The sequence below is a fragment of the Collinsella aerofaciens genome, assembly GCF_015670745.1.
GTDB lineage: Bacteria > Actinomycetota > Coriobacteriia > Coriobacteriales > Coriobacteriaceae > Collinsella > Collinsella aerofaciens_T.
In genome coordinates this window covers 1-15,224 of sequence record NZ_JADPCH010000017.1, presented here as the reverse complement: position 1 = coordinate 15,224, position 15,224 = coordinate 1, and the positions used below count along the sequence as shown (strand labels likewise).

Sequence of the window (15,224 nt, the reverse complement as noted above, 5' to 3'; positions counted from 1 at the left end):
CCACCTACCACGAGCATCATAGGAGCATGCCCCCCGCCACCAGCACGGCAAGCATCGCGAGCTCGGCCCATTGCAGAAACCATCCGGCCAAATCCCCCGTCACCCCGCCGAAGCGGGACAGGGCAACATGGCGGTACCACGCGAGCGCCAAAAGCCCCGCCACCGCCATAAGGGCGCCGACGGCCTGAGCGCACGCGACCATCCCTGCAGCCGACGCCGCAGCGAAAGCGCAAAGCGGCACGACGATCGACGCGCGCTTCTTCGCAGGCGAGAGCCCCGCGGCCATGCCGTCCGCCCGCGCGCCAGGCCAGCATTCAACGGCAAGCCCCGAAAGCGAGCGGGAGAACACGAGCGAGCACAGAAGCGCGAGGAACGCCCCCGCCGTAAGCGGCAGCGCGGTGAACAGGGAAAACTGCAGAATAAAGTACACGACAACACCGATGACCCCGAAGGCGCCCGCCCGCGGGTCGTGCATGATCTCGAGCTTTCGCTCGCGCGGGGCACAACTTGCAAGCGCATCGGAGGTGTCGCAGAGCCCGTCTATGTGAATGCCTCCCGTCACCGCCACAGGCAGCGCCACGAGCACGGCCGCGACGATGGCCGCGGGCACGCCGAGCAGGTTAGCCACGTACCCCCACGCCGTCATGAGGAAGCCTTCCGCAAGGCCCACCAGGGGAAACGCGGCAAGCGCATGGGTTGATCCGAAATCGGTCCAGGCCGATTTCGGGACGGGGATGCGCGAGAACGTTCCGAACGCCGCGCCGATTGCCTCTGCTATCTTCACCTTGTAGGTCCTTCGCCTTTCATCCACACGGGAATCCCGCATACCACTTCGACTGCGCGGTCGGCCAGCGCCGCCACGCCCGCGTTCACGCGCGCGAGCGCGCGCCTCCATGCCTCGGTCCCCTCATCGTAGCGTATCCCATCGGCGAACACGTCGACGGAGACCACCACCGTATACGCAGCGGCCTGAGCGAGCCGTTCGATGTCTCCGAGCACCTCGCGCGCCGCAGCGTCGGGGTCACGTGGGGACAAGCCGCCTTCCGCGAAGAGCTCGTTCGCAACCAGGTTGCCCACGTCCTCCAAAAGAAGCGTGCAGCCGCGCGGAAGCCCGGGCACTGCGGCGCCCACGTCACGCGTGCGCTCGAGGGTGGAAAACCCCTTGCCCTCGCGCAGCGCCCGATGGCGCGCGATGCGGCGGGCGCCCTCTTCCCCGAAGGGCTCCATCGTTGCCAGGTACACACGGGGGCCGTCGTGCCCGAGGCACAGGGACTCGGCGTAGGCACTCTTGCCGCTCGCGGCGGCGCCGATAACGAGCGTCACCGTCATTTCCCGGCCTCGAAATGCTTGTAAGCAGCCATGCCGGTCGCCGTGAACGTCTTCCCATCCCGGTACACGCGCAGCGCCGAATCCAGAAGGGGCAGATACGCCATGGCGCCCGCGCCCTCGCCCAAGTGCATGCCTGCGTCGAGGGGTGCCTTTATGCCGAGCTCGCGAAGGAGCTCCTGGCTTGCGGGTTCGCTTGATGCGTGGGTGCCCACGAGGTAGCCCAAGGCGTTGGGACACAGGCGCGCCGCGCACAGGGCCGCCGTGCAGGATATGACCCCGTCGAGGAGCGCCGGCGCCTTCGAGGCCGCGGCCCCCAGGTAGAAGCCGCACATCGCCGCGATGTCGAAGCCGCCCACCTTCGAGAGCACGTCGATCGGGTCGGCGGGATCGGGCGAGTTCGCATCGATAGCGCGCTCGACCACGTCGCGCTTGCGCGCGAGTGAGGCGTCCGAGAGCCCCGCGCCGCGCCCGACGAGGCTTCGCGCGTCCGCCCGGATGAGCACTGCGGCCACCGCCGCCGAGGTGGTCGTGTTGCCGATGCCCATCTCGCCCGCGGCGAGAAGGCGCACACCGGCGCGGACAAGTCCGCACGCGACGGCGATTCCGGCCTCGATCGCGCGCACGGCCCCATCGCGAGACATAGCGGGGCCGTGCGCGATATTGCCGCTCCCCCGCCGCACGTTCGCGCGCACCATGCGCGCGTCTTCTATGCCCCGGGCCATACCCACGTCGACGGGCACGACCTCGACACCCGCGAACGCCGCCATGCGGCAGGCGCTCGTGGCTCCCTCGCACATGTTGCGCGCGACGGCTCGCGTCACGTCTTGCCCGCTTTGCGACACGCCTTCGGCAACGACCCCGTTGTCGGAGAAGAATACCGCGAGCGCACGGGGAAACTCGGCCACCTCGGCGCTCCCCTGAGCTGCGGCGATACGCGCGACGGCGTCTTCAAAGTCGCCCAATCCCCCCAAGGGGTGCGCGATGGAGTCCCACGCGGCGTACGCGGCGGCGCGGGCGCACTCGTCTGCGGGCGCGATCCGGGAGAGCGCGGCTTCGAGCACGGCGCCCGGCGCCGACGAGAAAGCGCGCTCGACTTCCTCGCGGATGCAGGCAAGCGCGGTTTCGGTTGCTTCAGCCATGCCGTCTCCTCTCTGCGAACGACGCTGCGGCAGACGCGAACGCGCGCGCAACGTCGGGGTTCGCAGGATAGTACACATGCGGGAAGCCCGCAACCAGGGACGGGGTAGTCGTCATGCACGGCCAGCCCTTGTCGCGCCGGGGCTTCTGCGCCCAAAAGTCGCCGCCCGGGCAGGTGGACTGCCAGTAGTGGAACTCGTGCGCGCGGATGCGTGTGCCGCGCGGCCCGTAGAGCCCGTCGCGTTGGGAAGTGAGATCCACGTACCCGAAATGGGACAGCCTTCCCCCGTTCTCGCTTGCGCCCTCAAGGGCGCCCACAACAGGCCAGCGCCGCCCCTCGCTATCGGAGATTTCGCGCTGCAGGTACAGAAACCCACCGCATTCGGCAACCGTCGGCATGCCGGATTCCACCGCACGCCGCACCGCCTCGCGCATCGGCGCGTTCTCGGAGAGCTGCCGCACATGGAGCTCCGGGTAGCCGCCTCCCAGATAGAGGGCGCTTGTCCCCCGCGGCAACTCGCTATCACACAGGGGGCTGAAAAAGGCCAGCTCGCAACCCAGGTCCTCGAGCGCGCGCAGGTTCTCCTCGTAGTAGAACGAGAACGCCTCGTCACGAGCAACGGCGACGATGGGCCGCGCTCCCGCGATCGGCTCCAACCGGTAAGGTTCCTCGCAGATATCGGGTGCCGTCGCCACTATTTCGAGCAAGCGGTCGACGTCGACGCTCTTTTCCACCAGCTCGGCCATCTTGTCGATGCGCGCGGAGAGCTGCTCGACCTCGTCGGCGGTCACAAGCCCCAGATGCCGGCTTTCGAGCGAGAACGCCTCGTCGGCGGGAATATTACCCAAAACCGCGACGCCCGTGTGCTTCTCGATCGCAGGCGCCGCGTAGGCGCAGGCAGCGGCGCTCGTCTTGTTCAGCACGACGCCGCGCACGTTCGCACAAGGCAGGAACTCGGCGATGCCGCGAATTACGGCGGCGAGCGATAAAGACGCCCCGCGCCCGTTCACCACTAAAACGACCGGCGTTTCCGTGTCGCGCGCAACCTGGTAGCTGCTCGCGTCGGCCACGCCGGGCGCCATGCCGTCGTAGAAGCCCATGACCCCCTCGAGCACCGCGACATCCGCGCCCGCGGCGCCGCGTGCGAGCAGGGCGCGCAGCGTCGGGGCGTCGGTGAAGAAGCCGTCTAAGTTGCCCGAGCGCGCGCCCACGACGCGACGATGAAAGAGCGGATCAATGTAGTCGGGGCCGCATTTGAAGGCCGCGCATGCAAGGCCGCGGCGCGCGAGCGCGCGCAGGAGCGCGCACGTAACGACCGTCTTGCCGCTCCCGCTCGAGGGCGCAGCGACCATGAAGCGCGGGATGGTCGTGCTCACCGGGCGCCGCCTTCCCCACCTGCACCACGCGCGCTGACGAGGAACACGGGGTTTTGCGCCTTCATAAGATGGTGCGAGCCTACAGCCTCGGCGCGGGCGGCCGACACCTGGCAAGCCTCGAACCCCTTAAAGCGCGAACTCGAGAGGAGCGCGCACGCCTCGGTGAGCGTCTCAACGGTGACGCATGGCACGCACAGGCGAACCTGCGAGTTCTTCTCGAGCGCCGCCTCCACGATGGAGGGAAGCTCGCCCGCGCTCCCGCCGACGAACACGGCGTCGGGGACGGGCAGTATCGCGAGCGCTTCGGGGGCGACACCGGGGACCGCATGCACGTTGCCGCACCCGAATGCATCCGCGTTCTCTCGGATGAGCCGCACGCCGGTCGCGTTGCGCTCGACCGCCCATACCGACCCCGCTCGCGCGACGAGCGCCGCCTCGATCGACACGCTCCCCGTGCCGGCGCCGACGTCCCACACGGTGTCGGTCGCGGTAAGGCGCAGCTTCGCGAGCGCGACGGCGCGCACCTCCTGCTTGGTCATGGGAACGTCGCCGCGGATGAAGAGCTCGTCGGGAATGCCCGAGGAAGCGTACGGCCAGCGGGAACTCGCGGCGCGGGATGCGCCCGCAGAGTCCGCCGCGGAAGAAGCCGCCGCGGGCGCAGACGCGCCGGCCGGCACCTCGGAGGCTGCGCTAGAGCCCGCAGGCGACCCGGCGCCGCCTGCGAAATCGATAAGCATCACGTTCAAGTCGTCGAACGTCTGACCTGTGATTTCACTTGCGGTCGCGCAGGTGATGCGCTCGTCGGGGTACGACAGGCGCTCGGCCACCGTCACGCACGCGTCCCCGAAGCCCGCCTGCACAAGCTCGCCCGAAAGCCGCGAGGGATCTTCCCCGCCCGACGTGACGAGGAAGAGCTCACCTACGCGCTCGGCCTCGGCCACGATGTCGCACGCCACGCCGTGAGCGCTCGCGAAGCGCCAATCCTGCCATGGACGCGCGAGGCGCGCGGCGAGATACGACGCTGAGCTTATGCCGGGAATGACGCGCACGTCCACCTGCGCGTCGCCGGAGAGCGCCTCCACCAGGCGGCGCGCGCCGCTGAACAGCCCCACATCGCCCGTCATCACGACCACGGCGCGCTGCCACGACGCCGCATCGGTGAGCGCGGCGACGATGTCCGCCGTCTTCACGAGCTCGCATCTCACCACGTCGGGCGGCACGTCGATGCCGGCAAGCGCGCGATGAGCGCCGATGACCACGTCGGCGATGTCGATCGCGTCGAGCGCCGCGCGCGAGAGCAAGTCGGGGTTTCCGGGCCCCGCCCCGATGATCGTTACCTTTCGCATGGAATCTCCCGATACCCGCGCGGCGTGACCATACGGCCGCCTACGAGCTTCGTGTCCGCGTTGCCGACGAACACGGTGGTGAACATGTCGGCGTCGATCTCCCCCAGCTCGGAGAGCCTGCACATGCCCGACTGCTGCCCCTCGCGCCCGATGTTGCGCACCCAGCCGCAGAGCGTGTCGGGGGCCTTCCATTCGAGCATAATCTTCGCCGCGCGTGAGAGCCTGTCGGCGCGCTTTCTGCTGCGCGGGTTGTACAAACAGATGCAGAAGTCGGCGCTCGCCACGGCGGCGAGCCTGCGCTCGATGACCTCCCACGGCGTGAGCAGGTCGGAGAGCGACACGACCGCGAAGTCGTGGGCAAGCGGGGCGCCGAGCACCGCCGACCCGCTCTGAGCCGCGGTGGCCCCGGCGATAACTTCCACGTCTACATCGGGGTAGTCCTCCGCAAGCTCCAGCACGGGGCTCGCCATGCCGTACACGCCCGCGTCGCCGCTGCACACGAGCGCCACGGCTTCTCCACTCTGCGCGCGCGAAAGCGCAAGGCGGCACCGTTCGACCTCGTGCATCATCGGCGTCGCGAGATGCGCCGCGTCAGGCACGGCGGCGAGCGCGAGCTCCACGTATTTCGTGTAACCCACAACGACGTCGGACGCCTCGAGCGCACGCCGAGCCGCAATCGTCATGCCGTCGGGGCCGCCCGGGCCGATTCCCACCACGAAGAGCTTTCCCATCACCGCTCCTTAAACGAAAGTTTAATAGTTACCTTGGAAAACGCGACGGTCACGCCGCCGTGAGCGAGCTTCGGGAAGATAAGTTTGCCCCCCTCCGCGAGCGCTGCCCGCTCGCACACGTTGTCGACCCCCACCGTCGCGCGCACGAAATCAGATGGCGAAACGCTGCCTTCGACCTGCGACAACTCCTCTGCGGAATACGTCGCAAGCGGGATATTGCGCGCGCAGCAGAAGGCGAGCAGACCCTCCTCGTGCGCCTTCACGTCGATCGTCGCCGCCTCGCGCACGGCCGAAGGCGAGATACCCACCTGCCCGCACGCGAGAAGAAACGCCTCCTCGATCGCTTCGGCGCACGCACCGCGACGGCATCCTATGCCCGCAACGATGCAGGGCACGACAAGGCGAAGCGGCTCGGGCGCAGGCGCCTGCGCCCGCACGCCCGCCGGCTTCCCCGTCTCACCGGCGGGCACGACCTCGCCCGTTGTCTCCGCCGCACAAACGGACGCATCTGCATTCGCGCCAGCGAACGGCGACACGACGATATCGGCCCGAGCGCGGTCGGACGCAATGTCAACCCCCTCAGGCGGCTGTCCCGAAATCGGCATGTCGGAATAGAGCGCCACGCGCCCGCCCGAAAGCAGCCGCGCCGACACTCGCTTGATGGCCTCGGGATTCGAAACGGCGAGCCCCGCACAGCGCGCCCACGTATCCACCGCCCACACGCCGCGGACGTCGGTCGCCGTGGTGATGACGGGGATGGCCCCTGCCGCGCGTGCCACAGTTTGCGCAAGCTCGTTCGCACCGCCCAAATGCCCCGACAAAAGCGGGACGGCAAAGCGCCCCGCCTCGTCGATCGCCACAACCGCGGGATCGTTTGCCTTCGAGGCGACATGCGGCGCGATCGCCCGCACGGCGATGCCCGCCGCGCCCACGAACAGAAGCGCGTCCGACGCTTCCCACGCGAGCGCCGTCCATGCGCGCAGGTCGGCCTTCCCCTCGCCGAACCCGCGCGAAACGGAAACGTCCCAGCCAGGGTCGTCTTCACCTGTCTGCGCGCAATCGGAAAGCGCGTGTGCGGTGCGCACCGCCAACGCATACCCCCTCTCAGTGAACGCTATGCAGGAAACCCTCATCTAGCGCACCACCATCGTCGAGAAGTAGCTGCCCCGATCGGGCACATCGTCGAGCGAGCGGTACACGCGCTCGCCCGGAAGCCCACAGTCCTCTACAAGCTCGGCACCGTCGAAGGCACCCTCCTCGCAAAAGAAGCGCTTCGTGTCCGCAAGCGAGCGGCGCGCCTTCATGACCACCTTCGTCCCCGGCCAGCCGATTGCACGGCGCACCCCGTACAGAACGCCTTTACTCATACGTCGCCCCCAATTTCCCGATAACTGCATCGGCGCCCGACGTGCGGAAAAGCTCGCGGCGCTCGGCGTCGAACACGACCGCGGCGATGTCGCATGCGCCCGCCGCGCGGCGGCGCAACCTGTCCTCAATTGCCGCAGCGAGCGAGGCGCGCGCAGCGTCCCCAACGCCGGCGGCCTCGATTACCTCGAGCGCCGCCGTGGTCGTGACGGACGACATGATCTCGCGCACGGTCTTCGCGCCCGCGCCGGCCATGGCCGCGTGGGCGGCCAGAATCTCCGCGCGGCAGTCGGCGGTACGCGAATGGGTGTCCATGATGCCGCCCGCGACCTTCACCAACTTGCCGATGTGTCCCACAAGAAGGACATTGGTAAATCCCTCGCGAACGCAGCAGTCAATCGCATCGCCCACGAAGTTGGAGATGAAGACCACCGGCGCACCGTTTAGGTGGAAATGCCCCGAGATGAACTGCCCGCCGTAGTTGCCGGGCGTGAGCACGACTCCGCGCCGCCCCATAGCCGCATGCTGCCGGATCTCGAGCTCGATGCTGTCGCGCAAGGCAGCGAGGCTGCGCGGCTCGACGATGCCCGTCGTGCCCAGGATGGAGATGCCGCCCTCTATCCCCAGATGCGGGTTGAAGGTCTTTTTGGCAAGGGCAACACCCTCGGGTACCGAAATCGTCACAGCAATATTTCCAGAAAAGCCGTGCGCGGCGCACACCTCGCGCACCGCCGAAGTGATCATCGCGCGCGGCGTCGCGTTGATGGCGGCCGCCCCCACCGACTGCTCGAGCCCGGGCAATGTCACGCGCCCCACGCCCACGCCGCCATCGACGGAAACTTCCGATTCGCGCGCGGGCACGTCCTTGCTGCCCGCAGCACCCGTGCCCGACCCCGCATGTTCCACGTGCGCGTACACGAGTACGCCGTCAGTCACATCGGCATCGTCGCCTGCGTCCTTTCGCACGGCGCACTGGGCGCACCCCTCGCCGATGCATGCGTCGACCACGTTCGCCTCGACGGGCAGCCCGCCGGGGGTGACGATCGACACGCGGCCGACGGGCTTTCGTGACAAAAGCATCTCGCAGGCCGCCTTCGCCGCGAGCGCGGCGCAGCTCCCCGTGGTGTAGCCGCAGCGCAGGCGGGTCGTCCCGGTATATATGTAGTGCTCGAAGGCCACGCTAGCTGCTCGCCTTCCGATACCCCGTGGCAAACGAAGGGTCGTAAAGCTTGCTGCGCTCGTACGACTCTGCTTGCGCGCCGTTGTGCGAAAACCCGCCGCGAGCTCCGAGCACGCGGCCCACCACCACGAGCGCCGTGCGGTCGATGCCCTCTCGCGCGCCCGCATCGGCGAGCGTGCCCACTGTGCATCGCACCACGCGCTCCTCAGGCCAGGTCGCCTTGTACACGAGCGCGGCCGGCTCGTCGGAGCTGCGGCCCGCGGCCAAAAGCTCGGCGGAAAGCTCGGCGAGCATACCCGAGCTCAGGAAGATGACCATAGTCGAGCCACTTTCCGCCATGGTGCGCATGCCCTCGCCCGCGGGCATGGGGGTACGTCCGGAAAGCCGCGTGATCACGACCGACTGGCTGATTCCCGGCAGCGTGTATTCCTGGCGAAGCGCCGCCGCGGCACCGCAAAAGCTCGACACGCCGGGCACCACCTCGTAGTCCACGCCGCGCGCGTCGAGCGCGTCCATCTGCTCCTGGATGGCGCCGTACAGGCACGGGTCGCCCGTGTGCAGGCGCACCACGTCCTCGCCCCGCGCATCTGCCGCGCACATCACGTCGAGCACTTCCTCCAAGGTCATGTGCGCGCTGTCGTAGACGATGCAGGATTCCTTGCACTCAGCGAGCAGCTCGGGGTTCACAAGGCTTCCCGCCCAAACGACCACGTCGGCTGCGCGCAGAAGGCGCGCCCCGCGCAGCGTGATAAGGTCGGCGGCGCCCGAGCCTGCGCCAACGATATGAATCATCCGAGCTTTCCCTTCCCGTTTCTCATCGCAACCGTTTACGCCGCCATTCGCGCAGCGGGCAAAACACGGCGCCTGCGGCGGCAATCGGCGCAAATACGCAGGCAGGAGGCGCAATGCCGCCCGCCCTGGCTTTGACACGTTCACAAGTGCCCACTATCATAGTAAAAAATTCGGCAACGAGCATATGACAATCGGATAAAAGGAAATGACCGGCGCGGCGCCCGCACAGCCCGCGCTGGCTTGCGGAGGGAACCAGGTGGGAATCCTGGGCAAGGGACATTACTGTATAGGACGCGCGGGCGAACCGCCTCGCGCCCCAAGCCAGACTGCTTCGCCTTTTCCTCACGGCATCGCCGTGGCGTTAGCTCCTTGTGAACCCCGAGGGGTGCGCTTTTCTTTCGCTTGTGCCGACAAGCAACTGTCGCCGGGGGACTGGCAAACCGAGGAAAGGAAAAACCATGTCCGACCAGATGTCACGCCGCGGCTTCATGGGCGCCGCAGCAACCGGAGCCGTCGCGCTCGCCGGAGTCGCGCTCGCGGGCTGCTCCAACACCTCCGCGAGTTCCGAGAAATCGAGTGAAAAGGAGAAGGCCGTGAAGCCGGTCATCCTCGTCACGAGCTTCGGCACGAGCTACAACGACTCGCGCCACATCACCATCGGCGCCATCGAAGACGCTATCCGCGAGAAGTACTGGCAGGACTACGACATCCGCCGCGCCTTCACCGCGCAGATCATCATCGACAAGCTGAAGAAGCGCGACGGCATCACGATCGACAACATGACCGAGGCGCTCGACCGCTGCGTGGAAGACGGCGTAAAGGAAATCGTCGTGCAGCCGACGCATCTCATGGGTGGCCTGGAATACACCGACGTGAAAGACGAGCTCGACAAGTACGCCGACAAGTTCGACAAAATCTCGCTCGGCGACCCGCTGCTCACCTCCGACGACGACTACAAGAAGGTGGCCGCAGCCATTAAGGAGAACATGGCGTCCTTCGACGACGGCAAGACGGCGCTGTGCCTCATGGGCCACGGCACCGAAGCCGATTCCAACGCCGACTATGCCAAGATGCAGGAAGTGTTTAAGAACGAGGGCTTGACGCAGTTCTTCGTCGGCACCGTCGAGGCTGAACCGACCTGCGAGGATGTTATCGCCGCCGCGAGCGCCGCAGGCTACAAGAAGGCCGTGCTCGCGCCGTTCATGGTGGTCGCGGGCGACCACGCGAACAACGACATGGCAGACGAGACCGACCCCGACAGCTGGGCTGCGAAGTTCGTGGCCGCCGGCTTCGAAGTGACGTGCCTGCTCCAGGGTCTGGGACAGAACGTCGCGGTCGACGACATCTACGTCGCGCACGTGGACGACGCCATCGCCAAGCTGTAAACTCGCCGCGCACGGGGGCGCCGGTCGCGTCCCCGTGCAACGGGCATGCGCCTTCCCCGACTGACGGCGCATGCCCGTTGCATTCGCATCCCGCCCGCCCACCGCACGGCGCGGACGGTCGAAGCGATTGAAAGGAACCCCCTCCATGTTGAAGAAAACCCTCGCCTTCGCCCTGTCAGCGGCGCTTTTCGCGTTCTCGCTCGCCGGCTGCGGCGGAAATTCAATCGACAGCGCAAAGGCAAGCGATGCCGATTCCCAGGAAAAGACCGAACAGGCGGCCGATGCACCCGAGGGCGCAAGCGCTGCCCCCATCACCGCCGACAAGGTGGCCGACGGCACCTATCCGATCACCGTAGATTCCAGCTCGAACATGTTCAGGATTGTGGACGCCCAGCTCATCGTGGAAAACGGCTCCATGCACTGCGTGATGACGCTTTCCGGCACGGGCTACGGCAAGCTCTTCATGGGCACGGGCGACGAGGCTGCCGCCGCGAGCGAGGCCGACTTCATCCCCTATGTGGAAAACGCGGAAGGCAAGTACACCTACGACGTGCCCGTTGAAGCGCTCGACGAGGACACCGCCTGCGCCGCGTGGAGTATTAGAAAAGAGCAGTGGTACGACCGCACGCTCGTGTTCGAATCCGCCGGCGTCGATCTGCGCGCCGACGCACTGAAGTAACGCCATGCGGTCGATTCTTCCCAAGGGGGAAAGCAGGAAGCGTCGCAGCATCGCGGTGCGCGCGATCGCCTGCGTTCTCGTCGCCCTGTTCGCGCTTCCCTTCGCGGGGTGCAGTGCGAGCCCGAACGCGACCGGTGGCACGGCAGGCTCTCAGGAATACACTGTGAGCGTCTCGCTCTCCGGCGGGTCAGGGCGCGCAAGCATCGCCTCACCCACCACAATTGTGAAGGATGGCGACACCTACACCGCGACCATCACCTGGTCGAGTTCGAACTACGACAAAATGACCGTCAACGGCGTGGACTACGCGCGCGTAAACGACGGCGGCAACTCCACGTTCGAGATACCCGTCACGCTCGACGAGGACATCGCCGTGTCGGCCGAGACCGTCGCCATGTCGACGCCGCACACCATCGACTACACGCTCCACTTCGACTCATCCACCATGAAGGAGAAATCGGGCGACGATGCAAGCGGCGGCTCCCCTGCGGGAACGGCTTCAAGCGCCGCGGCCGACTTCCACAACGCCGATTTGGGCTGCGGCTGGGAGCCGACGGGGGCGCTTCAGCTTGAATACGCCGAGCACTTCACTGTCGACGAGTACGAAGGCGGCCTGCGGCTTATCTGCATTTCGAACGGGGAGCGCTTCCTCGTGGTACCGCAAGATGCGAAGGTACCTGATGGGTTGAGCTCCGACATCGCGGTCATAAGGCGTCCCGCCAACAAGGTGTACCTCGTGTCGTCGGCGACGATGTGCCTGGTCGACGCGCTCGATGCGAACGACAACATCCTCATGTCGGGCACGAAGGCCGACGATTGCTCGGTCGCGGGCTTCAAAAGCGGACTCGAAAGTGGGGCGATCGCCTACGGCGGCAAGTACAGCGCTCCCGACTACGAGCGAATATCGGCCTCGGGCTGCACGCTCGCCATCGAGAACACCATGATCAACCACACGCCCGATGTGAAGGAAAAGCTGCAGAAGCTCGGGCTCGTCGTGCTCACCGAACAGTCGTCGAGCGAGCCCGAAGCACTCGGGCGCGTCGAGTGGATTAAGCTTTTCGGCGTCCTATTCGACAAGGAAGACGAGGCCGCGCACCTGTTCAACGAGCAGAAGGCCCGCGTCGAGCAAACGTCGAGGCTCGCGTCGTCAGGTAAAACCGTGGCGTATTTCTACATTAACTCGAACGGGGCCGCCGTCACGCGGCGGGCGGGCGACTACGTGGCGCAGATGATCGAGCTTGCAGGCGGCAACTACGCGCTCGATGACGCGCAGACGGCGTCGACGTCAGGTTCGTCAGTAACGCTCGAAATGGAGCGCTTCTACGCGACGGCGAAGGATGCCGACATCATCGTCTACAACGGCACCATCGACGAATCGGTTGCCACCTTGAAAGACTTCGTAGGCAAAAACGCGCTATTGTCGCAGTTCAAAGCTGTAAAGAACGGCAACGTCTGGGTCACAAGCGCCGACATGTACCAGCAGATGACTTCTACCGCCGACATTATCGACGAGCTGCACGGGGCGTTCACCGGCGATGACACGAGTGACTTCCATTATCTGAGGAAGCTCGGCTAGCGCCATGAGAAGCCGGCTTACCATGGCATACGACGAATCGGGGCGCGCCGCGCGGTGTCGCGTCGTGACGGCGCTGCTCGCTGTTGCCCTCATCGTGCTCGTCGGGGCCAACCTGTGCATCGGGAGCGTGCTCGTGCCCGCAGACCACATCCCCGACATCCTTTCGGGCGGCGCGGCCAATTCCATGGAAAGCCAGGTCATCTGGGAGATTCGCCTGCCGCGCGTGCTTTCAGCCATACTTCTCGGCGGGGCACTTTCGCTCTCCGGGTTCCTGCTGCAGACGTTTTTCAACAACCCCATCGCCGACCCGTTCATCTTGGGCGTCTCCTCGGGCGCAAAGTTCGTCGTCGCGCTTACGATGATCGTGCTTCTGGGCGCGAACCAGGCCATGTCCTCGCCGGTCATGGTGGCCGCAGCGTTTCTGGGATCGCTTATCACCATCGGCTTCGTGCTCCTCATCGCACGGCGCATAAGTTCCATGGCCATGCTCATCGTGGCGGGCGTCATGGTGGGATACATCTGCTCGGCGGCGACGAACTTCCTCATCGCCTTCGCCGACGACCAGTCCATCGTGAACCTGCACAACTGGTCTTTGGGTAGCTTCTCGGGTTCGAGCTGGGACGACGTCGCGGTCATCGCGGTCGTGGTGATCACCGTGAGCGCATGCGTATTCGCGATATCGAAGCCCCTTTCCGCCTTCCAGCTGGGAGAAGCCTACGCAAAAAGCGTCGGCGTGAACGTCGCACGCTTCCGCGTGGTGCTCGTCCTTCTAGCAAGCATGCTCTCCGCCTGCGTGACCGCGTTCGCTGGTCCGGTGTCGTTCGTAGGCATCGCGGTTCCGCATCTCGTTAAGTCGGCGCTGAAGTCGTCGAAGCCCATCCGCGTGATTCCTGCGTGCTTCTTGGGAGGCGCCATCTTCTGCGCGGGCTGCGATTTGATCGCACGCACGCTGTTCTCCCCCGTCGAGCTTTCCATCAGCGCCGTCACCGCCATCTTCGGCGCGCCGGTGGTTATCGCACTCATGTTGAAGAAGCGGGTGAGGTAGATGGGGAAATTCGTGCCGCAGCCCAAAACGCTCGGAGGGGAGTCGAACCTCGAAACCCCGGTCGAAACGCAGGCTGACGGAGCGCCGCTTTTCCGCATAAGCGACCTGTCGGCGGGTTACGACAAGAAGGTCGTAGTCGAAGGCGTCGATCTGGAGGTTCGCGCGGGCGACGTCGTGGCGCTCATCGGGCCGAACGGCTCGGGCAAGTCGACCATCTTGAAAACAATCACACGCCATCTGGCACCGCATGCCGGCACGGTCGAGCTCGACGGGCGAGAGATTTCCCGATGGAAGACGGCGGAGTTCGCAAGGAACCTTGCCGTTATGCTGACAGATCGCCCCCGGACCGAGCTCCTCACCTGCTGCGATATCGTAGAGGCGGGAAGGCATCCCTACACCGGGCGAATGGGCACACTCACGCCCGATGACCATAATCGGGTCGACGAGGCCATGAAAACCGCACATGTGGAAGGGCTCGCCGAGCGCGACTTCATGCAGATAAGCGACGGGCAACGCCAGCGCGTCATGCTCGCACGCGCCATCGCGCAGGATCCGCGTGTGCTCGTGCTCGATGAGCCCACGTCGTATCTCGATATCCGCTACCAGATCGACCTGCTGCGAATACTTCGCCACCTTGCGAAATCGCGGAATGTTGCTGTCATCATGTCCATCCACGAACTCGAGCTCGCGCAGAAAAGCGCCGACAAGGTGATTTGCGTGAAGGACGGCCGGGTCTTCCGCGCCGGCGCACCCGAGGACATATTCACGCGCGAGACGATTGGCGAGCTCTACGGCCTTCAACATGGCACCTTCAACGAGCGCTTCGGCAGCGTGGAAATTGGGCGCCCACACGGCGATGCGCACACGTTCGTCATCGCCGGCGCAGGTACGGGGTCAGCTGTGTTTCGCCAGCTCATCCGGCAGGGCAAGGCGTTCTACGCGGGCATTCTGCACGAAGGGGACATCGACTGCGAGCTCGCGCGCGACCTGGCGACGGAATGCGTGGCCGAGCGCGCCTTCGAGCCGATCGGGGATAAAACCATAGCCCGCGCCAAAGAGCTCCTCGTCCACTGCGCGCGCCTTATCGTGTGCCCCGCCGCCTTCGGCACCATAAACGCCCGCAACGCAGAGCTCGTCGAGTTCGCACGATCGCATGGTATCGAGGTCATGCAAGCGTGCGAAGGCGCATCGGAGGATTCCAATGGTGGAGTGGGTATGATGAATTGGACACCTAGTTAAGAGCGAAAGGTGTTCAAGATGGCCCAAAGAAGAAAGCGATACG

15 protein-coding genes are annotated in these 15,224 nt (G+C 66.0%); 5 read left to right on the top strand and 10 right to left on the bottom strand.

Features of this window, described 5'->3' with window-relative positions; all coding sequences use genetic code 11:
• Window positions 1-16 precede the first annotated feature (16 nt).
• Genes cobS through cobM form a run of 10 tightly spaced genes read right to left on the bottom strand, consistent with a single transcriptional unit; the run spans window position 17 to window position 9,257 of the window.
• Window positions 17-784, bottom strand: a complete 768-nt coding sequence (gene cobS, locus I4W07_RS06990; protein ID WP_196026071.1) for an adenosylcobinamide-GDP ribazoletransferase — start codon at window positions 782-784, stop codon at window positions 17-19.
• The gene (locus I4W07_RS06985) at window positions 781-1,329 is read right to left on the bottom strand and encodes a bifunctional adenosylcobinamide kinase/adenosylcobinamide-phosphate guanylyltransferase (protein WP_196026070.1); all 549 of its coding nucleotides are present in this window, start codon (window positions 1,327-1,329) and stop codon (window positions 781-783) included. The genes cobS and I4W07_RS06985 overlap by 4 nt, the downstream gene beginning before the upstream one ends.
• Window positions 1,326-2,468 (bottom strand): nicotinate-nucleotide--dimethylbenzimidazole phosphoribosyltransferase, encoded by a 1,143-nt coding sequence (gene cobT / locus I4W07_RS06980; protein ID WP_196026069.1) that lies wholly within the window; start codon window positions 2,466-2,468, stop codon window positions 1,326-1,328. Before cobT ends, I4W07_RS06985 begins: the two co-directional genes overlap by 4 nt.
• Window positions 2,461-3,843, bottom strand: a complete 1,383-nt coding sequence (locus tag I4W07_RS06975; RefSeq protein ID WP_271739774.1) for a cobyrinate a,c-diamide synthase — start codon at window positions 3,841-3,843, stop codon at window positions 2,461-2,463. The genes cobT and I4W07_RS06975 overlap by 8 nt, the downstream gene beginning before the upstream one ends.
• Window positions 3,840-5,189 (bottom strand): precorrin-6y C5,15-methyltransferase (decarboxylating) subunit CbiE, encoded by a 1,350-nt coding sequence (cbiE, locus tag I4W07_RS06970; RefSeq protein ID WP_196026068.1) that lies wholly within the window; start codon window positions 5,187-5,189, stop codon window positions 3,840-3,842. The genes I4W07_RS06975 and cbiE overlap by 4 nt, the downstream gene beginning before the upstream one ends.
• Window positions 5,177-5,920 carry a precorrin-3B C(17)-methyltransferase gene (gene cobJ / locus I4W07_RS06965; RefSeq protein ID WP_055310656.1) on the bottom strand — a complete coding sequence of 248 codons (744 nt, stop codon included), beginning with the start codon at window positions 5,918-5,920 and terminating at the stop codon, window positions 5,177-5,179. The genes cbiE and cobJ overlap by 13 nt, the downstream gene beginning before the upstream one ends.
• Window positions 5,920-7,005 (bottom strand): cobalt-precorrin 5A hydrolase, encoded by a 1,086-nt coding sequence (locus I4W07_RS06960; protein WP_271739777.1) that lies wholly within the window; start codon window positions 7,003-7,005, stop codon window positions 5,920-5,922. Before I4W07_RS06960 ends, cobJ begins: the two co-directional genes overlap by 1 nt.
• 48 nt (window positions 7,006-7,053) lie before the next feature.
• Window positions 7,054-7,287, bottom strand: coding sequence for an SAM-dependent methyltransferase (locus I4W07_RS06955; RefSeq protein WP_196026066.1), 234 nt, complete (start codon window positions 7,285-7,287; stop codon window positions 7,054-7,056).
• Window positions 7,280-8,464, bottom strand: coding sequence for a cobalt-precorrin-5B (C(1))-methyltransferase CbiD (gene cbiD / locus I4W07_RS06950; protein WP_271739773.1), 1,185 nt, complete (start codon window positions 8,462-8,464; stop codon window positions 7,280-7,282). Before cbiD ends, I4W07_RS06955 begins: the two co-directional genes overlap by 8 nt.
• 1 nt (window position 8,465) lies before the next feature.
• A complete protein-coding gene (cobM, locus tag I4W07_RS06945) occupies window positions 8,466-9,257 on the bottom strand; it encodes a precorrin-4 C(11)-methyltransferase (protein ID WP_055286466.1) in 792 nt (263 codons plus the stop codon).
• A gap of 458 nt (window positions 9,258-9,715) precedes the next feature.
• Between cobM and I4W07_RS06940 the strand changes: the two genes are divergently transcribed.
• From I4W07_RS06940 to I4W07_RS06920, 5 genes are all read left to right on the top strand, one after another.
• Window positions 9,716-10,642, top strand: coding sequence for a sirohydrochlorin cobaltochelatase (locus I4W07_RS06940; protein ID WP_196026065.1), 927 nt, complete (start codon window positions 9,716-9,718; stop codon window positions 10,640-10,642).
• A 145-nt stretch (window positions 10,643-10,787) separates the two neighbouring features.
• A complete protein-coding gene (locus I4W07_RS06935; RefSeq protein ID WP_035138217.1) occupies window positions 10,788-11,321 on the top strand; it encodes a hypothetical protein in 534 nt (177 codons plus the stop codon).
• A 4-nt stretch (window positions 11,322-11,325) separates the two neighbouring features.
• Complete coding sequence (locus I4W07_RS06930; protein WP_196026064.1) at window positions 11,326-12,897, top strand: ABC transporter substrate-binding protein; 1,572 nt, start codon at window positions 11,326-11,328, stop codon at window positions 12,895-12,897.
• Between the two features lie 22 nt (window positions 12,898-12,919).
• Window positions 12,920-13,942, top strand: a complete 1,023-nt coding sequence (locus I4W07_RS06925) for a FecCD family ABC transporter permease (protein WP_195503389.1) — start codon at window positions 12,920-12,922, stop codon at window positions 13,940-13,942.
• Entirely contained in the window at window positions 13,943-15,181 is a 1,239-nt protein-coding gene (locus I4W07_RS06920) for an ABC transporter ATP-binding protein (protein ID WP_196026063.1), read from the top strand. It begins immediately after the preceding gene.
• Window positions 15,182-15,224: the final 43 nt, after the last annotated feature.